Origin of the sequence: Embleya sp. NPDC050493, assembly GCF_044458105.1 — a bacterium.
In the GTDB taxonomy this organism is placed as follows: domain Bacteria; phylum Actinomycetota; class Actinomycetes; order Streptomycetales; family Streptomycetaceae; genus Embleya.
On record NZ_JBITHP010000019.1, the window covers coordinates 26,752 to 46,611 of the forward strand.

At 72.0% G+C, this 19,860-nt stretch carries 16 protein-coding genes; 6 read left to right on the plus strand and 10 right to left on the minus strand.

The features are described 5' to 3' along the window. Nucleotides 1-105 precede the first annotated feature (105 nt). Together ACIBM5_RS30375 and ACIBM5_RS30380 are read right to left on the minus strand one after the other, a co-directional pair. Nucleotides 106-1,680: an FAD-dependent oxidoreductase gene (locus ACIBM5_RS30375; protein WP_396009740.1), complete on the minus strand. Its 1,575-nt coding sequence runs from the start codon at nucleotides 1,678-1,680 to the stop codon at nucleotides 106-108. 216 nt (nucleotides 1,681-1,896) lie between these two features. Further along, nucleotides 1,897-2,664 carry an IclR family transcriptional regulator gene (locus ACIBM5_RS30380; RefSeq protein WP_391588302.1) on the minus strand — a complete coding sequence of 256 codons (768 nt, stop codon included), beginning with the start codon at nucleotides 2,662-2,664 and terminating at the stop codon, nucleotides 1,897-1,899. Nucleotides 2,665-3,112: 448 nt separating this feature from the next. On the opposite strand from ACIBM5_RS30380, the gene ACIBM5_RS30385 reads away from it, so the two are divergent. Together ACIBM5_RS30385 and glpK are read left to right on the plus strand one after the other, a co-directional pair. Beyond that, entirely contained in the window at nucleotides 3,113-3,823 is a 711-nt protein-coding gene (locus ACIBM5_RS30385) for an MIP/aquaporin family protein (protein WP_396009741.1), read from the plus strand. 56 nt (nucleotides 3,824-3,879) lie between these two features. Beyond that, a complete protein-coding gene (gene glpK / locus ACIBM5_RS30390) occupies nucleotides 3,880-5,406 on the plus strand; it encodes a glycerol kinase GlpK (RefSeq protein ID WP_391588304.1) in 1,527 nt (508 codons plus the stop codon). A gap of 70 nt (nucleotides 5,407-5,476) precedes the next feature. Here the strand turns inward: glpK and ACIBM5_RS30395 are convergent, their stop codons facing one another. Further along, nucleotides 5,477-6,745, minus strand: a complete 1,269-nt coding sequence (locus ACIBM5_RS30395) for an alpha/beta hydrolase (RefSeq protein ID WP_396009743.1) — start codon at nucleotides 6,743-6,745, stop codon at nucleotides 5,477-5,479. A 280-nt stretch (nucleotides 6,746-7,025) separates the two neighbouring features. On the opposite strand from ACIBM5_RS30395, the gene ACIBM5_RS30400 reads away from it, so the two are divergent. Next, nucleotides 7,026-7,898: an ArsR/SmtB family transcription factor gene (locus tag ACIBM5_RS30400; protein WP_396009895.1), complete on the plus strand. Its 873-nt coding sequence runs from the start codon at nucleotides 7,026-7,028 to the stop codon at nucleotides 7,896-7,898. A gap of 136 nt (nucleotides 7,899-8,034) precedes the next feature. Here ACIBM5_RS30400 and ACIBM5_RS30405 read toward each other — a convergent pair whose 3' ends face one another. The 6 genes from ACIBM5_RS30405 to ACIBM5_RS30430 form a co-directional block, all read right to left on the minus strand. After that, on the minus strand, nucleotides 8,035-9,003 hold the full coding sequence (locus ACIBM5_RS30405) for a hypothetical protein (protein ID WP_396009744.1): 969 nt from the start codon (nucleotides 9,001-9,003) through the stop codon (nucleotides 8,035-8,037). Beyond that, the gene (locus ACIBM5_RS30410) at nucleotides 9,000-10,292 is read right to left on the minus strand and encodes an MFS transporter (RefSeq protein WP_396009745.1); all 1,293 of its coding nucleotides are present in this window, start codon (nucleotides 10,290-10,292) and stop codon (nucleotides 9,000-9,002) included. The genes ACIBM5_RS30405 and ACIBM5_RS30410 overlap by 4 nt, the downstream gene beginning before the upstream one ends. 208 nt (nucleotides 10,293-10,500) lie before the next feature. Beyond that, complete coding sequence (locus tag ACIBM5_RS30415) at nucleotides 10,501-12,147, minus strand: discoidin domain-containing protein (protein WP_396009746.1); 1,647 nt, start codon at nucleotides 12,145-12,147, stop codon at nucleotides 10,501-10,503. Between the two features lie 312 nt (nucleotides 12,148-12,459). Further along, the gene (locus ACIBM5_RS30420) at nucleotides 12,460-12,735 is read right to left on the minus strand and encodes a hypothetical protein (protein WP_396009747.1); all 276 of its coding nucleotides are present in this window, start codon (nucleotides 12,733-12,735) and stop codon (nucleotides 12,460-12,462) included. Next, complete coding sequence (locus tag ACIBM5_RS30425; protein WP_396009748.1) at nucleotides 12,732-13,400, minus strand: RNA polymerase sigma factor; 669 nt, start codon at nucleotides 13,398-13,400, stop codon at nucleotides 12,732-12,734. The genes ACIBM5_RS30420 and ACIBM5_RS30425 overlap by 4 nt, the downstream gene beginning before the upstream one ends. Next, a complete protein-coding gene (locus tag ACIBM5_RS30430) occupies nucleotides 13,397-14,959 on the minus strand; it encodes a sodium:solute symporter (RefSeq protein WP_396009749.1) in 1,563 nt (520 codons plus the stop codon). Before ACIBM5_RS30430 ends, ACIBM5_RS30425 begins: the two co-directional genes overlap by 4 nt. 242 nt (nucleotides 14,960-15,201) lie before the next feature. Between ACIBM5_RS30430 and ACIBM5_RS30435 the strand changes: the two genes are divergently transcribed. From ACIBM5_RS30435 to ACIBM5_RS30445, 3 genes are all read left to right on the plus strand, one after another. Further along, on the plus strand, nucleotides 15,202-15,447 hold the full coding sequence (locus ACIBM5_RS30435) for a DUF3311 domain-containing protein (protein ID WP_396009750.1): 246 nt from the start codon (nucleotides 15,202-15,204) through the stop codon (nucleotides 15,445-15,447). 136 nt (nucleotides 15,448-15,583) lie between these two features. Beyond that, complete coding sequence (locus ACIBM5_RS30440) at nucleotides 15,584-17,755, plus strand: carbon starvation CstA family protein (RefSeq protein WP_396009751.1); 2,172 nt, start codon at nucleotides 15,584-15,586, stop codon at nucleotides 17,753-17,755. Continuing rightward, nucleotides 17,752-17,973 carry a YbdD/YjiX family protein gene (locus ACIBM5_RS30445; protein ID WP_396009752.1) on the plus strand — a complete coding sequence of 74 codons (222 nt, stop codon included), beginning with the start codon at nucleotides 17,752-17,754 and terminating at the stop codon, nucleotides 17,971-17,973. The genes ACIBM5_RS30440 and ACIBM5_RS30445 overlap by 4 nt, the downstream gene beginning before the upstream one ends. 198 nt (nucleotides 17,974-18,171) lie before the next feature. On the opposite strand, the gene ACIBM5_RS30450 is transcribed toward ACIBM5_RS30445, so the two are convergent. Next, on the minus strand, nucleotides 18,172-19,857 hold the full coding sequence (locus tag ACIBM5_RS30450) for a pyridoxal-dependent decarboxylase (protein ID WP_396009753.1): 1,686 nt from the start codon (nucleotides 19,855-19,857) through the stop codon (nucleotides 18,172-18,174). Nucleotides 19,858-19,860: the final 3 nt, after the last annotated feature.

Sequence of the window (19,860 nt, forward strand, 5' to 3'; positions counted from 1 at the left end):
CCGGCCGGCCCGCCCCCCGACGTCCGCCCTCGGAGTCCGTCTCGGAAACCACCCCGAGGCCGCCGGTCGCGGCGGCGGCCTCGGGGGAGTCGGGCGTCGCGCCGGTCAGTTCGGCTCGGCCGCCAGCAGGCCCTCGACCCGGGAGCGCACCTCGGGGGTGTCCAGCCCGCGAATGGTCACCGTGGTCCGGCGCCGCAGCACGTCGTCCACGGTCATCGCCCACTCGTGGTCGCGCGCGTAGGCGACCTGGGCCCAGATGTCCGGCCCGTCCGGGTGGATGCGCTCGCCGAGTTCGCGGTCGGCCCGCACCAGCGCGGCCAGGTCGTAGGCGAGGTTGCCGTAGTGCGACGCGAGGTGGCGGGCCACCACCGGGTCGACGCCGTCCTCGGGGGTGGCCTCGCCGAGCAGCCGGTGGGCCACCGCCTCGGGGTTCGCCGAGCCCGGCAGCGCCACCCGTCGCAGCGGGGTCGCCATGTCCTGCTCCAGGGCCACGACACCGGCCTTGGCCAGCTTGTCCAGCACGGTGCGGCCGATGTGCCGGTAGGTGGTCCACTTGCCGCCCGCCACCGACAACATGCCGCCACGCCCCTCGGTGACCACCGTCTCCCGCTTGGCCTCGCTCGTGGCGCCCGCCCCGCCGGGCAGGACCCGCAGGCCGGCGAACGCGTAGGTGATGTCCTCGCGACGCAGCTGCGCCGGGTCGACCGCGCTGCCCGCCTCGTCCAGGATCTGGGCGATGTCGGCCTCGGTGGGGGAGACCTTGCCGGGGTCGCCCTCGTAGGCCTCGTCGGTGGTGCCGAGCAGCAGGTGCTCCTCCCACGGAATCGCGAAGGACACCCGGTACTTGTCGATCGGGATGGTCAACGCGGCCCGCCACGGCTGCTGTTGGCGCAGCACCAGGTGCACGCCCTTGGACAGCCGGATGCTCGGTTCGGCCGCCGGGTCCTCCATCCGGCGCAGGTGGTCCACCCACGGGCCCGTCGCGTTCAGCACGACGCGCGCGTTCACGCCGAACTCGGCGCCGTCGAGTCGGTCGCGCAGTTCGGCGCCGGTGACCCGGCCGCCGGCGTCCTTGCGCAGGCCGACCACCTCGGCGTGGTTGAGCACGACCGCACCGGCCTCGACCGCCGCGCGCACGGTGGTCACCGCGACCCGGCTGTCGTTCATCTGGTGGTCGCCGTACACGGCGGCGCGGCGCAGGCCCTCCTTGCGCAGGGCCGGGACGAGTTCGAGCGCGTTGTCCGGACCGATCACCTTGCCCAGGCCGTCGCCGAAGGCGGACAGGGCCGAGTACAGGAACACGCCGGCGCCGAGCTTGGCCGAGCCGTGCGGGCCGTCCTTGTAGACCGGGACCAGGAAGGACAGCGGCCGCACCAGGTGCGGGGCCACGTCGCGGGCCAGCGTGCGGCGTTCGCGGTGGTTCTCCGCGACCAGCTTGAGGTTGCCGGTCTGGAGGTAGCGCAGGCCGCCGTGCACGAGCTTGGAGGACGCGGACGAGGTGGCGCCGGCGAAGTCGCCGGCGTCGACCATGGCCACCCGCAGCCCGGTCTGGGCCGCGGTCCAGGCCACCGCCGTGCCGAGGATGCCGCCACCGATGACGAGCAGGTCGTGGGTGCCGCGCGAGAGTTCGGCACGGCTGTGGGCACGAGCGGGAACGGTCGGATCCGTGGCGGTGCTCATCACGCGTCTTCTTTCCACTGGGCCGGCTGCGAAGCGGTGGGACAGGGTCCCGGTCCGAATCTACGTGGTCGGCATTGTCGAACGACGAACGACAGTTTTCATTGCCGGTCGGGCAATGGTCAAGTGCCGCCGGTCCGAAGCGGCCGCCCCGGGCGAGCCGCGGACCGGTCCGCACCCCGCGCCGCGGCCCGGGGGCGGGCGTCCGGCCCCGGGGCGTCAGTACGGAAAAGTCGCCCCCAGGTCGCGCGAGATGGCGCGCGCCGCGTCGCGGACCGAGGCCACGAGCGTGGGTCGCGGCGCGTCGTCGGCGACGATCCGCTCGACCGCGCCGCTGATGCCCACCGCGCCCAGCGGCGTGCCGCGCCGGTCCCGGATCGGCGCGGCGATGCCCGCCAGACCCGGCACCGACTCCTCGATGTCGCAGGCCCAGCCGCGCTCGCGCACGGTGACGCTCTCCGCGTCGATCGCGGCCGGATCGATCAGCGTGCGGGTGGTGAAGGCGACCGGGGCGCTCTCGTTCAACTCGGCCCGCGCGGCCGGGTCCACCGCGAGCAATACCTTGCCCCACGCGGTGGAGTGCAGCGGCAACATCGCGCCGATCTCCAGCACCTGACGGCTGTCGTCCGGGCGGAAGACGTGGTGGATGACCAGCACGCCGCCCTTGTGCAGCACCCCGATGCGCACGCTCTCGCCGCTCGCGCGGGCCAGGTCGTCCGCCCAGACCAGGGCCCGGGCGCGCAACTCGTGCACGTCGAGGTAGGAGCTGCTCAGTCGGAGCAGTTCGGCGCCGAGCTGGTACTTGCCGCTCTTGGCGTCCTGTTCGACGAACCCCTCCTGGTGGAGCGTGCGCAGGATGCCGTGCGCGGTGCCCTTCGCCAGGCCCAGGGTGGTGGCCACCTCGCTCAGACCGAAGCGCCGTTCGCCGCCGGCGAGCAGCCGCAGGATCGCCGCTGCACGTTCGAGCGACTGGATGGGACCGGGCATACCAACTCCTCCATCGAAGATCAGGTTGGCAATGAAGATCGGGTTGGCAATGTAGAACAGCGGTCGCACGCATGCCGGTCGGGTCCACGGCCCGCCCGCCGGGCCCGGCGCTCGCGGGCGGGGTCGGGAACGAGATGTTCACGGACTCTTGACGGCGGCGCAACCCGCAGAGAACACTGCCGGACAGCGGTCGTCAATGTCGAATGCCAGTCGGAGTCATCTGCCGGATCGAACGGACCACGCCCAACGATTCCGATCCGCGTGCGATCGGGATTCGCCCGGTGTGCGCACTTCACGGCACCGCAGCGGTCGTCCTCTCGGCACCGCCCTGATGTGGTGCGGATTCCCGCAACCCCGTACGGCGCGTCGATTCGGCGCGCCGTACGCCCGTCCGGCGCCGCCTCCCGGCGCCGTCCCACCCGTGCAGTCAAGAAGGGGCCGTGTTGTTGTGACGAGCGACAAGATCTTCATCGGCGAGACCCTGGGTACGGCCATCCTGCTGCTCCTGGGCGTCGGCGTGTGCGCGGCGGTCACCCTGAACCGGTCCAAGGCGCAGAACGCGGGCTGGTTGGCGATCGCCTTCGGCTGGGGCTTCGCGGTCCTGGCCGGGGCGTACGCGAGCGTGTCGTTGTCCGGCGCACACCTCAATCCCGCCGTCACGTTCGGCATAGCCGTCAAGACGGGAGAATGGGACAAGGTGCCGGTGTACCTCGCCGGGCAGTTCACCGGTGCGGTGATCGGCGCCGTGCTGGCCTGGGCCACCTACCTGGGTCAGTTCAAGGAGCACGGCGAACCCGTGCTCGGCGTGTTCGCCACCTCGCCGGAGATCCGCAACCCGGTGCAGAACCTGATCACCGAGACGATCGCCACCATCGTGCTGGTCATCGTGATCCTGACCCAGGGCCTGACCGACGGGCTCGCCCTCTCCGGCACCGGCATCCTGATGACCGCACTCCTGGTGGTGGGCATCGGCCTGTCCCTGGGCGGTCCGACCGGCTACGCCATCAACCCGGTCCGCGACCTCGGCCCGCGCCTGGCACACTCGCTGCTGCCCATCCCCGAGAAGGGCGGCTCGGACTGGGCCTACGCGTGGGTCCCCGTGGTCGGTCCCACCGTCGGCGGGCTGGCGGCCGGCGGCCTGTACCGGCTCGCGTTCTGAGCCCGCACGTCCGTACCGACCCCGACCTTTCCCTCGGATCCTTCGGAAGAGGAGCCATGTCCGACACCTACATCGCCGCGATCGACCAGGGCACCACGTCCAGCCGATGCATCATCTTCGGCGCGGACGGGCGCATCGTCGCCGTCGACCAGCGCGAGCACCGGCAGATCTTCCCGCGCCCGGGGTGGGTCGAGCACGACGCCGCCGAGATCTGGAGCGTGGTGCAGGCCGTGGTCGCCGGCGCGCTCGCCCAGGCGGGCATCCGGCGCGAGCAGATCCGTGCGCTGGGCATCACCAACCAGCGCGAGACCACCGTGTTGTGGGACCGCCACACCGGGGTGCCGGTGCACAACGCGATCGTGTGGCAGGACACCCGCACCGACGCGCTGTGCCGGGAACTGGGCGGCAACGTCGGCCAGGACCGCTTCCGGGTGGAGACCGGCCTGCCGCTCGCCAGCTACTTCGCCGGTCCCAAGATCCGCTGGCTGCTCGACAACGTCGAGGGACTGCGCGAGCGGGCCGATCGGGGCGACATCCTGTTCGGCACGATGGAGTCGTGGGTGGTGTGGAACCTCACCGGCGGCCCGGACGGCGGGGTGCACGTCACCGACGTCACCAACGCCTCGCGCACGATGTTGATGAACCTGGAGACGCTGGACTGGGACGACCGGATCCTGCGCGCGATGGACGTGCCGCGTTCGGTGCTGGCCGAGATCCGCTCCTCCTCCGAGGTGTACGGCACCGCCCGCGGCATCCTGGAGGGCGTCCCGGTCGCCTCCGCGCTGGGCGACCAGCAGGCCGCGCTGTTCGGGCAGACGTGCTTCGAGGAGGGCGAGGCCAAGAGCACCTACGGCACCGGCAGCTTCCTGCTGATCAACACCGGATCGCGGATCGTGCAGTCGCATCACGGCCTGCTCAGCACGGTCGGCTACCGGCTCGGCAAGGAGGCGCCGGTCTACGCGCTGGAAGGCTCGATCGCGGTGACCGGGTCGCTGGTGCAGTGGATGCGCGACCAGATGGGACTGATCTCCACCGCGGCCGAGATCGAGACGCTCGCGCTGACCGTCGAGGACAACGGCGGCGCGTACTTCGTCCCGGCCTTCTCCGGACTGTTCGCGCCCTACTGGCGTTCGGACGCGCGCGGCGTGATCGCGGGTCTGACCGCGTACGTGAACAAGGGGCACATCGCGCGGGCCGTCCTGGAGGCCACCGCGTGGCAGACCCGCGAGGTGGTGGACGCGATGGAGCGCGACTCCGGGGTCAAGCTCGCCACGCTCAAGGTGGACGGCGGGATGACCGCCAACAACCTGCTCATGCAGACCATCGCCGACGTGCTGGACGCCCCGGTGGCCCGCCCGTTCGTGGCCGAGACCACCGCGCTGGGCGCGGCGTACGCGGCCGGGCTCGCGGTCGGCTACTGGCCCGACCTGGACTCGCTGCGGGCGAACTGGCACCGCGCCGCCGAATGGACCGCGCGGATGGACGACGCCACCCGCGACCTGGGCTACCGCAACTGGCGCAAGGCGGTGGCGCGCACGATGGACTGGGTCGAGGAGGGCGACCCGGCCCCCGAGCCCGCCTGACCCCCGCCACGGGCCGCGTCGCGGGTGGGCGCCGAGGGCTTCCTCGGCGCCCATCCGCCGGCCGGGCCGTTCAGCGTGTGGGCAGGTGCCGGGCGAAGAACCCTTGGACGTATCGGCGCACCGTGGGCACCGACACGGCCGGGTCGATCGCGCCGATCAGGGAGATCCGGTCGGCGGCGGACATCAGGCCGGCGGCCTGGAGCCGGGGCGCGAAGACGGCATGGTCGGTGAACACGTGGTGCGCGGCGGACTCGATCCGGTGCCGCGGGACGTGCCGGCGGGAATGCGCGAGCAGCGCGGACCACGAGCGCTCCAGGCTGCGCCGGTCGGGGAAGCCGTCGGTGTCCAGCAGGAGCAGCGGCCGATCGGTGCCGTCGCGGGCGATCGGGTACAACTCGCCGTCTCGGCCGGGCGCGGGCGACGGGTGGTCCAGGTAGCCCTCCAGGTTGATCGCGGCGGCAATCCGGCGATCCTCGTACATCGTCTCGGCCGCGGTCGTGCCACCCGCCGAGTGACCGTAGACGCCCACCCGGCCCAGATCCAGCGCCCGGTGCAGGCCGTCGGGCAGCGGGGCGCCGGTCGGATCCGGGTTTTCGCCGCGAGCCAGGACCGTCAGTCGATCGAGCACGAACCGGGTGTCCGCGATCCGAGTGTCGATCATGGTGCGAAACAGCCCGGGGTCGGTGCGTGGGTCGAAGCGGAGGACGGTCCAGCGGACCCGGCCCTCGCGACCCGCCATGTCCACCGGGAATTCGACCACGGCGCCGTCGCCCGGGTGGTCGATGCACACCACCACGTAGCCCCGACTCGCCAATTCCTCGGCGACGCCGGTGCCCATGCCGCGCGGGTCGGCGCCGCCGGGACTGTACAGCAGCACCGGGCGGCGCTCGGTCCGCGCGGGCGCGTTCGTGTACGCGTGGGTGCTCGTGGCCGCCCAGTCCACCCCAGCCGCGGGCAACTGCGCGTGGGTCGGCCGCGCGGCCGACCCGAACGCCTGCCCGGCTTCGGCACTCAGTTGCGGTGCGACCGGGCAGCCGCGCACGGTGCGGGCCGGGTAGAACACCGTGACCATCACCTCCCGCACCGGGATCGGCTCCCACGGGTCCGGTCGGGAGCGGTCGACCAGGTACAACGTGCCGGTCCCGATGGCATACGGGCCGGTCGGCGGTGGGAGCCGCAGCACGACGCCGGTCGCCGGCCGGGAAGCGGCGGGTCGGGCGGACGCGGGTCGGGCGCGGGCGACGCCGCCCGCGAGGACCAGTGCGGCGGCGGGCACGGCCGAGGCGATGACCCGTCGTCGGTCGATCCCGGCGGGCCGGTCGGCTTCGTCGCGAACCATGGATACTCCTCGTGTCGTGGTGGGCGAATCGGCCACGGGATCGCTGTGACCCACGCCCTTGCGGCGTTCGATGCCTCCTGGATGAATGCCGGGGGCATGTCCCGAAGGCTGGCATCCGGCGTGGACGACACGCGAAGGTTGAGGCTCGGGCCGAAAGGATGGCGCCGGGCCGGCAGGGAGAGTAGCGATCCGGATTCACTTCACCGCCGCCGACTTCGCCCGGATCCGGTTCGCCCCCCGACCGGCCCCGCTCCAGGAACTCAACGCCGCGTTGACACGGATGGTCCACCCGGACGACGCGCTGCTGCACGGTCGTTGGCGGCAGGCGCTGCTCCGGACCCTGCCGGCGGCCGTCGAACCGCTCCGGGATCTCGTCCCCGGCGGGCGCCCGCCCATGTTCATCGACGTCTTCGACGATTCGCTGACCGGCGGCCTGGACACGGTCCGGGCCACCCACCCGGAGACGGTGCGGACCGAGCTCGAAAGGGTGTACGCCGGGCATCCCATGCCCGCGCCGCGCTGGATCCGCGACCTGCACCGCGGTGACGCGGACGCCTGGCGGGTCGTCCGCCGAGCCCAGCACGCGGCCTTCGAGGCGGTCCTGGCCCCGGTGTGGTCCCTGGTCCAGGACCTGCATCACGCGGAATTCACCCGACACGCGCTGACCATGGCCGAACACGGGCTCGGCGCGACCCTCGCCGAGCTCGTTCCGGGCAGCCGACTGCACGACGACGTCTGGGAGTTCGCCGGTGCGGTCGACGAGGACATCGCGCTGCACGGGCGCGGACTGCTGCTCCTGCCCACGTTCCACTGGAGTGCGCACCCGCTGGTGTCGAACCTGCCCGAGCGGCCCGTGGCCGTCACCTACCCGGCGGGCCCGGGCCTGCCGCTCGCACTCGCCGGGCCCGGCGGCACCGAGGACGCACTGGCCGCGGTGATCGGCCGGACCCGACTCGACCTCCTGCATCTGCTCGCCGCCGGGCACACCACCGGCGACCTCGCCCGCCGGCTCCGGGTCAGCAACGCGACGGTCTCCGCGCACACCGCCGCGCTGCGTGCCGCGGGACTGATCACGACCACCCGCACCGGCCGCTCGGTCCGGCACGAACGCACCGCCCTGGGCGCCCTGTTGGTCGGGCGGCACACCGGCTGACGGCGCCACCGCGGCCGCCGGCTTCCGGTTGTGGCCGAAGGAGTGGACGCGGTTCGGCGCGGGTGACCTCGCCGGTGGTCCGATGCCGCCCGACCGCGGCGACCCGGCACGCGACGCGCGGTGTGGGAAGGGACGGTCAGCGCAGCACCGTCGGCGAGGCCGCCTTGGCCGCGAGCAGGCGGGGCGTGCCCGATCCGTCGGCGGGCGTGGCGTAGACGTCGCGGCCCCGGCCGTACATCACGGTGTGGTCGTCCAGCCAGGCCGCCTGGTCGTCGATGCTCTCCCGCTCGGCCAGCGGGGTCTCGCGCATCGTGGCCAGGTCCAGCACGTGCAGTCGCCATGTGGTGGGGCCGGAGCGCTTCTTGAACGCGATCCGGGTGCCGTCCGGGGACAACGAGGGGCATTCCAGATTCTCCCGCACCGTGTGCGCCTCCCAGTTCGCGTAGTCGCCCTCGACCAGGTAGGTGCGCCCCTTGGTGGACACGGTGGCGTAGAAGCGGTTGTCGTCGGCGGCGAACGTGACGCCCCAGTAGTTGACGTCGGCGGATCGGTAGCGCTTGCCGTCGATGGTCAACGGGATGGCCTCGATGTTGATCAGCGTGTAGTCGGTGCGGGTGTCCAGGATGCCGGTCCAGGTGGAGAATCCGGTCTTGTTGTAGGACTCGCCGGTGACGAAGACGGTCCAGGACACCATCCGTCCGCTCGCCGAGACCCGGGCCCGGCTCGGGGTGCCCGCGAGTTCGATCCGGCGCCGGACGTTCATCGACGGGTCCACGATCAGCGCGTCGGTGCCGGGCAGCGGGCCGCCGCGGGTCTGGAGGCAGACGCCGGTGGCCGCACCGACGGCGAAGCGCTCGCAGCGCAGTCCGCTGTCGGTGCGGGCCGGGCCGGTGTTGCCGGCCGGGTCGATCGCGGTCGCGGCCACGGTGCGGTGACCGCCCTTGCGGGCGGTGTCGACGAACACCAACTGGCCGCCGGCGGCCAGGTCCAGCGGTCGACGCTCGACCGCGGAGTCGTCCTCGCGATCGGCCGCGAAGGTCGAGTAGCCGACCGCCACCCCGACCAGCACCAGCAGGCCGAGCAGCAGGCCGAGGGCGCGCTTCATCCGGTCACCTCCGGCAGTGCGGTCCGCGACGGCAGCAACCGCCGGGCCACGACGAGTGCGCCGACCAGGCCGGCGCCCATGACGAGCAGTGCGGGGCCCGAACCCCACAACGTCCAGGCCGCGCCGAAGAGCACCGAGGAGAACAGCCGGGCGCCGGCCTGACCGGTCTGGAGCAGGGCCAGACCGCTGGTGCGCAGGTGCACCGGCAGCAGCGGCCCGGCGGCGGCCATCAGCACGCCGTCCGTGGCGGCGTAGAACAGGCCCTGGAGGACGAGCACGCTCAGCAGCACGGTCCACAACAACAGCGTGCCCGGAGCCCCGCCGCCGTCGGGTGCGGCGGCGACCGCGTAGGCCGCGAGCAACGCGAGGTGGCCGCCGAGGAAGACCCGGAACCGGCCGACCCGATCGGCGAGTCGACCGAGCGGCACCGCGAGCAGCAGATACGCGCCGGCGGTACCCAGCGGCAGCAGCGGGAAGTAGCGCAGCGGGATGTCGAATCCGTGTTGCAGCACCAGGTACACGAACGTGTCGCCGACGGTGAGCAATCCGAGCAGCGTCGCGGCCAGACAGGTGCGCCGGAACGGGCGCAAGCGCAGCAGCGCGAACGCGGCCCGCAGCGACGACTCGCGCCGCGGAACGGGCGGTTCGTGGTGATCGCGTACGTACAGCGCCATCAGCAGCACCGCGAACAGGGCCACGCAGAAGCTCACCACGAACACGGCGTCGTACGCGTCGTGGGTGGCCCACAACACGGCGAACGCGGCGAGCGGTCCGAGGAACGCGCCGACCGTGTCCATCGCGCGGTGCACGCCGAAGGCCCGACCCAGGTCGGGCGGCGGGGTGCTGAGCGTGATCAGCGCGTCGCGCGGCGCGGTGCGCAGCCCCTTGCCGGTGCGGTCCGCCGCCAGCACCAGGCCCAGCCCGGTGACCGACGAACCGGCCAGCGGGAGGCCGAGTTTGCACACGGCGGACAGCCCGTATCCGGTGCCCGCCACCAGCTTGCGCCGGCGGGTGCGGTCGGCCACCTGGCCGCCGAGCAGGCGGACGAATGCGGTGACGCCGAAGTAGGTTCCGTCCAGGAGCCCGTATTGCAACGGGCTCAGTCCCAGGGTGAGCACGAAGTAGGTGGGCAGCACTGCGGTGACCATCTCCGAGGAGATGTCGGTGACCAGGCTGACGGCGCCGAGCGCGAGCACGTTGGCCGGGACGTTGCGCGCGAATCTGCGCGGTGCCTTGGCCGCGGTGATCCCGCCGGCCTGATCCGCGCGCCGGGTGGCGGCGATGTACACGGGCGGTCCTCCCTCGATCCGTCCGGGGACGGTGGACTCGGGTCGGGTCGGAGCGGTACGGGTCGGTCGGAACGGTCGGCCGGGGGCGGGCCAAGGAGCGGGACGGGGTCCGAGGCTGGGGTCAACAGCCTTATGGAGCACGGTGGTTCGGGTCGGGTACGGGCCGGCCGGGGAAGTGGTCGCCGGCCGGCCCGCACGTTCGGTGGACTCAGTGGCAGCCGACCGGCCCGAAGGAGTCGAGCTGCTTGCCGTCGTAGCGCACGAGCTGTCCGGAGTAGCTGTCGGCGGAGAGGGTCAGCTTGAGCACGGCCGGCGAACCGGTCACCCGCTTCTCGCTGTTGGGTTGCGGACTCTCGAAGTCGTACGGGTCCGCACCACCGGTGCCCACGAGCAACTCGCGGATGCCGGCGGGGTCCGCCTTGGCCTTGGGATTCTGCGGCGCGTAGCGCTCGTAGAGGTGGTCGTGCCCGTTGAGGATCAGATCGGTGTGCGCGTCGTAGAGCACCTGCCACGCGGTCTGACTGACCTTGTCGGCCTGCGGCCCCGAGCTGTAGAGGGGCCGGTGCCAGTAGGCGGCCACGCAGCCCTGCGAGTTCTTCGCCAGGTCCGCCTTGAGCCACTGGATCTGCGCCGAGTTCGTCGACATCGACTGCTCGGTGTCGAGCGCGATGAAGTGCCAGCCGCCGCGGTCCCAGCTGTACCAGGTGGTCCCGTTCGGGGTGGCCCGGTCACCGAAGTACGCCTTGTACCCGGCCTCGGAAGGGTTGTCGTCGGCCTCGTGATTGCCGGGCGCGGGACGGGTCTTGGCCTTGAACCGGCCCCACGTGGTGTCGTAGTACTTGCGGTAGTCGGAGAGGCTGCCGGTGTCGTACTGGTTGTCCCCGAGCGTGATCACCTCGTCCGGGTTGATCGCCTCGACCCGCCGTGCGGTCTGCTCGGCCCCGCACTCCTGGCTCGACGTGCAACCCGGGTCGGAGATGTCGCCCGCGGCGACGACGGTGAACGAGGAGCCGCCGGCCTGCGGGGTGCCGACCACCGCCGCGCTGGGCGCGGACAGGTTGCCCGCCGCGTCGCGGGCCCGGACGGTGTAGGTGTAGCCGACTCCGGTGGTCAGGCCGGTGTCGGTGTAGGAGGTGCCCGCACTGGTGCCGACCGGGACGCCGTCGCGCAGCACGTCGTAGCCGGTCACCCCGACGTTGTCGGTGGAGGCGGTCCAGCCCAGCGAGACGCCGGTGGGCGTGGTGCCGGTCACCCGCAACGCGGTCGGCGTGGTGGGTGCGGTGGTGTCCGGGCCGCCTGCGCCGAATACCTCGAACTCCCAGAGGGAGTAACCGTATTCGGTGCCGCGGGTGGTCGCGTACACGCGTACGTGGCGGCCGTGGGTGGACAGTGCGCCGACGTCGTCGGTGCCGCCGTCACCGGCCGACGTGTTGTAGACCTTGGTCCAGGACGCGCCGTCGGGCGAGACCTCGATCCGGTAGGCCTTGGCGTAGGCGGCCTCCCAGGTCAGCTTGACCCGGGAGATGGAGACGTCGGAGCCGAGGTCGACGCTCAGCCATTGGGCGCCGGCACCCTCCGTACTCGCCCACCGGGTGGTGGACTTGCCGTCCACGGCCTTGGCCGGGCCGAGCGTGGAGTCCTCGCTGGACGAGGCGGTGGCGGGTTTGCCGCGGGAGAGCAGCACCTCCGCGGCGGAGGCGGTCTGGCCGAAGGTCAGCACGGTCGCCAGCATGGCGATCACCGCGATGACGGCGGGAAATTTGGGCAGTCGGGACACGGCGCGCCGAGCACTGCGAAACGAGGGACTTCGGCGGGTCGGGCGCGGGGGCAGGGACAGGTGCACGTCGTCCTCCAACGTTGAGGAGCCGATCGTCGTGCCTGAGCCGGGCAGGATGGTGCGCTCGAATGGGCCGGAAAGTGCCGTTGCGTGACGTGGCACCACCGCGGTCGGGTGGCCCGCGGTGCTCCAACAGGAGCCTCCGGTCCGGTTGTTGGCCCTGACGATCCCAAGGTGCCGAGCGCGCCGTCAAGACTTGTTAGGAAACTTTACTAACAAGACTTCGGGGCGTCGCGCCCCGGTGGCGGGCCGTCCCGGCCCGCGCCGCGCGGACGTCACGAGGAGGACGTCACGCAGTGGGCGTCACCGGTGGGCGGCACGCGGCGGACATCACGGGGCGGGCGGGTGCTCGAAGGTCGGGCCCGGCTCGGCGGGCGCGTGATTGAGGACCAGGACGCCGATCACCGTGGCCAGGGTGAAGACCAGCACGATCAGGCCGGCCAGGATCAGCCGGCGGCGGCGTTCACGGCGCTGCCAGTCGCCGTGCGCGGTGCGGTACGCGTCGGGGGCCGGGTGGATGTCGGCGGCCAGGATCTCCAGTGCCTCGCGCAGTTGTTCCTCGGTGCCGGGAGGGGTGCTCGCCTCGGTGTCGGGAGGGTTGTTCATCGCCGTACCTCCATCGCGTGCGTGAGAGTGGCGAGCCCACGCGCGGTGTGCGTCTTGACGGAGCCGACCGAGATGCCCATGGTCGACGCGATCTCCTTCTCCTTCAGCCCCAGCCAGTGGCGCAGCACGAGTGCCTCGCGCTGGCGCGCCGGCAACTCGCGCAGCGCACGGATCAGCGCCTGCTGGTCGTCGCGCAACAGTGCCGAGGTCTCGGCCGAGGCCACCGTGTCCACGGGTTCCTCGACGTGTCGGCGGGCGACCTGGAGGTGGCGTATTCGCATCCGGACCAGATTGCACACCACCGAGCGCAGGTAGGCCGCTGCGGCTTCGGGTGTGCGCAGTTTGCGGAATTTGCGGTAGATCTCGTAGTAGGCCTCGGCCACGATGTTCTCTGGATCGTCGGCGCCGAGCAGGGTGGCGAGCCGGAGCATCGAGGGATAGTGCAGGTCGAACAGGCGCGCGACCTGCACCTCGCGGTCGGAGTCGGCCGCGCTCGTCGCGAGCTGCGGCGCCGACGGCGGGACGGGCACCGGGCCCGAGACCCGAGCCGGGCCCGGGACGTGCGCCGTGCCGGGAACCCGAGCCCTGCCCGGGGCGGCCTGCTCCGAGGTGGGCACGGTGCGCGGCGCCGGCGGCGCATCGGCATCGCGGCGCAGGCGTTTCACGAGCCGTTCGCCTCCTTCCCCGCGATGCCCCGGCCGGTCAGCCGGGACGGCAGGGCCGTGGTGTCCGTACCGCGTGCCGCGCCGACCCGGTCGAACACCCCGGTCAGGGCCAGGGTGACCGCCAGGTTGAGCAGCAGCGCGGCGAGCCCCGCGTACATCTGCACGCCGTGACCTCCCAGTTCGACCCGGACCAGCGAGACGAAGCCCTCCCGCACGACCGCGACCGTACCGGCCAGCATGCCCACCGCCCAGCCCGCCAGCAGCGCCCGATGGTGCAGACGTCGGGTGAACAGCCCGATCACCACGGCCGGGAAGATCTGCAGGATCCACACTCCGCCCAGCAGTTGCAGGTTGATCGCGGCCTGATCGCGCAGTCCGAAGACGAACGCCACCGCACCCACCTTCGCGATCAGCGACACCAGCTGGGCGACCCGCATCTGCCGCTTCGGCGTGGCCGTCGGGTGGAAGTACTCGACATAGACGTTGCGCACGAACGAGGTCGCGGCGGCGATCGACATCACCGCCGCCGGCACCAGCGCGCCGACGATGATCGCGCCGAACACCAGACCGGCCGGGAAGGCCGGCAGCAGCCGGTCGACCAGCAGCGGTACGGCCGCCTCGGCGGTGCCCGACGGCGCGTCGACGTCCACCGCCAGCGCCGCGATGCCCAGCACGCCGAACATCGCCAGCACCGAGGTCCACGCGGGCAGCGCGATCGACACCCGGCGCAGCGTGTCGGGGTCGGCGGCGGCGAACCCGGCGGTCAGCACGTGCGGGTACATCAACAGCGCCAGCGCCGAGCCGAGCGCCAGGGTGGCGAAGCCCGCCTGCTGGTGCGGGCCGAGCACCAGTGACGCGTCGACCGGCCCGCGCCCGGCGAGCCGGTGATCCGCGGCCTCGAACACCGGACCCGGCCCGCCGAAGCGGCGCAGCACGAACACGACCGCCACCGCGGCGGAGCCGAAGATGGCCACCCCCTTCAGCGCCGAGATCACCGTCGGCGCCCGCACCCCGTGCCGATACGTGGCGATCGCCGGCCCGGCGAACAGCGCGACCATGCCCACGTCCCCGGCCGCGCCGCGCGGATGCAGCCCGGCGGCGGCGAGCACGGCACGGATGCCGAGCACCTGAAGGGCCAGGTAGGGCATCGTGGCCAGGATCCCGGTCAGCGCGACCACCAGGGCCAGTGCCGGCGAACCGTAGCGGCCCCGGACGAAGTCCCCGACGGTCAGGTAGCCGTGCCGGCGGGCCACCGTCCACAACCGGGGCAGCAGGACGAAGGCCATCGGGCAGACGATCACCGTGTACGGCAGGGCGAAGAACGCCGACGCGCCTCGGCCGTACACCTGGCCGGGCACCGCGGTGAAGGTGTACGCGGTGAAGATCGTGCCGCCGAGCAGGAACCAGGTCCAGACCGCGCCCAGGCCGCGATCGGCCAGCGCCCAGTTCTCCAGGGACGGCAGGTCGTGACTACGGTGCAGCCGCGGCGCGGTCACGGCCAGTAGCGAGGCGCCGCCGACGACGATCAGGAAGGCCGCGGTCATGGCCCCGTGGGTCATCCGTCACCGTCCGGATCGGCGTGCGAGCGCGCCCGGGGCACGGTTGCCGCGAGCGTCCCGACTTTATCGGCCGTGTCCGGCGTGCCGGCGTGGCCGAAAACGTCCGCGACACCGGTCGGGCACCTCGCGGACATCCGCGGGACATCGGCTGTCGTCGGCTGTCAACCAAAACGCGAGCCCGCGCAACTCTTCCACAGGGCCGGCGAACCGGCGGCCCGGACCACCGAACCGCAGGAGGCGCGATGACCGGGGACCGTGTCCCGTCCACCGCCGCACGGGCCCGTGCGGCACGCCGGATCGCGGCCGGCGGCTGCCTCGCCGCACCCGTCGCGGCGCTGTTGTGGGTGCCCGCGTACGCGCGCCGAGGGCCGGAGTTGGCCGGCATCCCGTTCTTCTACTGGTACCAGCTCGCGTGGGTGCCGGGATGCGCCGCCGCCATGTTCATCGCCCACCTGCTGCTGCGCCGGCCCGACCGGCGACATCCCTGACCCACGCCGTCCCCCGGCCCGACGTCGCCCCCGGCCCGACTCGGCCGACCGACCGATCCGGCTCGGCCGTCGCCCCCGGCCGATCCGGCAGCTCTCGTCCGTCGCTCTTTCGTCCCCTGCCCGATGAGGAGTACGCGTGCCCACCACGACCGACACCCGCAGCCCGCGTTCGTACCACCCGAGAACGATCCTGATCTGGACCGTCGTCGCGCTGATCGGCGCGGCCGGCTGGGGCGTGGTCGCCCTGGCCCGAGGCGAGGAGATCTCGGCCGTCTGGCTGATCTTCGCGGCGGTCGCCTCCTACGCGATCGCCTACCGCTTCTACTCCCGCTTCATCACCCGACGAGTGTTGGAACCGGACGACACCCGGGCCACCCCGGCCGAGCGGCTCGACGACGGCGTCGACTTCCAACCGACCGACCGCCGGGTGCTGTTCGGCCACCACTTCGCCGCGATCGCCGGCGCCGGGCCGCTGGTGGGCCCGGTGTTGGCCGCGCAGATGGGTTATCTGCCGGGCACCATCTGGATCGTGGTGGGGGTGATCTTCGCCGGGGCCGTGCAGGACATGGTGATCCTCTTCCTGTCCATGCGCCGGGACGGCAAGAGCCTGGGCCAGATGGCCCGCGAGGAGATCGGCCGGGTCGGCGGCGTCGCGGCGCTGATCGCGGTGTTCGTGATCATGATCATCCTGCTCGCGGTGCTCGCCCTGGTCGTGGTCAACGCGCTGGCGAACTCGCCGTGGGGGACCTTCTCGGTCGCGCTGACCATCCCGATCGCCCTGTTCATGGGGGTCTACCTGCGCTTCCTGCGACCCGGTCGGGTGGTGGAGACCAGCGTGATCGGGGTGGCGCTGCTCCTGGCCGCGATCGTCGGCGGCGGGCAGATCGAGGACACCGCGCTGGGCGACGCGTTCACCTGGAGTCCGACCACCCTGGTGTTCTGTCTGGTCGGGTACGGCTTCGTCGCGTCGGTGCTGCCGGTGTGGCTGCTGCTGGCCCCGCGCGACTACCTGTCCACCTTCATGAAGGTCGGCACCATCGTGCTGCTCGCCGTCGGCGTGCTGGTGGCCGCGCCGAACCTGAAGACCGATGCGATCAGTTCCTTCGCGGACTCCGGCTCCGGGCCGGTGTTCGCCGGGTCGATGTTCCCGTTCCTGTTCATCACCATCGCGTGCGGTGCGCTGTCCGGCTTCCATGCCCTGGTCTCCTCCGGCACCACGCCGAAGCTGATCCAGAAGGAGTCGCAGGTCCGGATGATCGGCTACGGCGCCATGCTGATGGAGTCGTTCGTGGCGATCATGGCGCTGATCGCGGCGTGCGTGATCGACCCCGGTCTGTACTACGCGATGAACGCCCCGGCCGGAGTGCTCGGCGCCACCGCGGAGAGCGCCTCGCACGCGGTGGCCGGCCTCGGCTTCACGATCACCCCCGAGGACCTGCGCGCGGCGGCCTCGGCCGTCGAGGAGAAGACCCTGATCGCCCGCTCCGGCGGGGCGCCCACGCTGGCCGTGGGCATGTCGGAGATCTTCGCCGACGTGTTCGGCGGTTCCGGGATGAAGGCGTTCTGGTACCACTTCGCGATCATGTTCGAGGCACTGTTCATCCTGACCACCGTGGACGCGGGAACCCGGGTGGGCCGCTTCATGCTCCAGGACATGCTCGGCAACGTGTGGAAGCCGATCGGCCGGACCAACTGGAAGCCCGGCATCTGGTTCACCAGCGCCGCGGTGGTCGGCCTCTGGGGCTACTTCCTCTACGCCGGGGCCACCGACCCGCTGGGCGGGATCAACCAGCTCTTCCCGCTGTTCGGCATCGCCAACCAGCTGCTTGCCGCGGTCGCGCTCACCGTGGCCACCACCGTGCTGATCAAGTCCGGCAAACTGCGCTGGGCCTGGGTCACCGGTGTCCCGCTGGCCTGGGACGTGGCGGTGACCTACTCCGCCGGATGGCAGAAGATCTTCTCCGACGACCCCCGGGTCGGCTTCTTCGCCCAACGCGACCGCTACGCCGACGCGATCGACGCGGGCAAGGTACTGGGCCCGGCGAAGAACATGGACGACATGCACACCGTGGTGCTGAACTCCACCGTGGACGGCGTCCTGATCGCCCTGTTCCTGGTGCTGATCGCGCTGGTGATGGGCAACGCGGCGATCGTGTGCGTACGTGCGGTCCGCGCCGGCGGGTCCGTGCCCACCACCGAGACGCCCTACGTCGCATCGACGCTGGTGCTCGAACCGGTGGGCGCACCGCCGGAGAAGGAACTCGCCCGGACGGGCGGCGGCTCCGGCGACCGGGCGGATCGGTCGTGACCGGGCCGGCCCCGAGCGCCGCCGGTCGGATCGCGCCGATCCGGCTGGTCCGGTGGATCCGGTGGTACTTGCGGGAGATCTCCGGTGCGGCCGACTACGACCGGCACTGCCTGCGACACCTGCGCGAGCATCCGGACCGGCCGGTCCCCACCCGCCGGGCCTACGAGGCATGGCGGACCAGGCGGCGCGAGGAGCACCCGCAGACCCGCTGCTGCTGACCCCGGACCCGAACCGGGATCCGGCGACCGACATGCGCCGACCCGTTGTCGGCGTCCCGGATCCCGGATCCCGGAAGGCGGGAACGTCGGGCGGCGTCGAAGGATCCTCGACGCCGCCCTACGTTCCGTTCCACGTGCGTCCGGCATGCATCGCCCTCGCCATCGCCGGACGGCCGAGCACCGACGTCGGGAACCGCCTCACGTGACGACCCGACGGCGCGGCCGGCACGGCGGGTCGGCCGACGGCTCCGGGGGGAACGCGCCCGGGCGGTGCAGGTCGGCGATCAACTCGTCCACCCGTGCCCTGCTCAGGTGCCGCATCACATACAGGTGCACGTACGTGCGCGGCACGCCGTCCACCGGAACGGTTTCGGCGGCGAGCGAGTAGCGGTGGACGATCTCCGCGCGCGGTTGCCGAAAACGCACGGTCAACGCCTGCGGGCTGCGGGCCACCCACAGGTCCCGGCCGAGCCGGTGCTGGAGGTCGAGCAGCCGCTCGTGCACGTACCCGGCCAGTCGATCGCAGCCGGCCGCCAGCCGGACCTGGTCGTCGTAGGAGTGCCGGGCCAGGTGGTCCCACATCAGCAGCGCGGAGAAGCCGTTGCGCGAGCCCGCGAACGTGGTGTCGGCGGCGCCGATGTACTCGGAGGACTTGGGCGGGGTCATCTGCAGGCCGGTGCGGCTCATGAACACCCCGCAGGCCCACGGTGTACCGAACCACTTGTGCCCGCTCATCGTCAGCGAGTGCACGTCGGCGATCCGGAAGTCGAACATCGGCGGCGCCTGGTCGACCATGCCCACGTTCCGGGCCATCTCCAGGAACGGCGCGTACCCGGCCCCCAGCGCACCGTCGATGTGCAGCCAGTACCCCGAGCGTTCGTCGAAGTCGTCGGTCGCGGCCCGGCGGATCCGCCGCCGGTGCAGCCCGTACTCGGTGCAGATCCCGCGCACCGTGCGGGCCACCGCAGCGACGTCGTCGTAGGCGCCCTTGAACGTGGAGCCGTAGTTCAGGCTGACCAGGATCGGATACCCGCGGGAGGCGAAGAAGCGCACCAGGACGGCCAGTCGGTCGATGTCGATCGCGCCGTCCGCGGTGGAGGGCACCTCGGTCGGCCAGGGCGCCCCGGGCCGAAGCGGATTCTCGTTCGGGTAACGGGTGCTGCCGACCGCGTGGAAGGTGTCGATGGCCAGCGCCCGCACGGCCTTGGTCAGCGAATAGTGGGTGTCCTCGGAGAAGAACGCGATCGGATGGAAGGCGTTGGGACTCTGCCCCTCGCCGCGCGGAGCCTGTTCGCCGGTGATCGCGCCCGCGCCGCGGTCGTGCCCGCGCAGCAGCCTGCCGGACAGGTAGTCGCGCGCGTTCCACAGACCGTAGAGGTTGCCCTCGCTGGAGCCCATGGTGAGCAGATAGCCCCAATACGACTGCGGATCGCGCTCGTCGTGCGGCCACTTGGCGTGCCACAACGATGCGAAGTAGTCCAACACCGCCCGCTCCAGCACCTTGGAGTTGAGCGTGTACGAACTCGACTGGAACGGGTCGCCGACGTTGTTGAGATGTCGGTCCAGGTAGTGGGCGAGACGCGACCGGTAGTCCAGGTCGCTGGTGACCTGGTAGCCCGCGAAGTTCCGGGTCTGGGTGTCGATGTGGCTGCGGAACAGCGCCTCGGCCTCGGCGTACTGTCCGGGGTCCAGCCCTCCCGGCGGCAACTGCACCTTGGCGTAGGGCACTTCCGGAACGCCGATGTAGGCGTCCCGGGGGTCGGCGGACGGGGGAGTGCCGTACCGGGGGCCGCCGACGAGCCGCAGGTCGCTGAAGGTCTTCTGCCACGGGGCGTCCTCGGGCCCGAACGGGATGTCCGAGGGGGCGTCGTCGTCGTGAGCCATCAG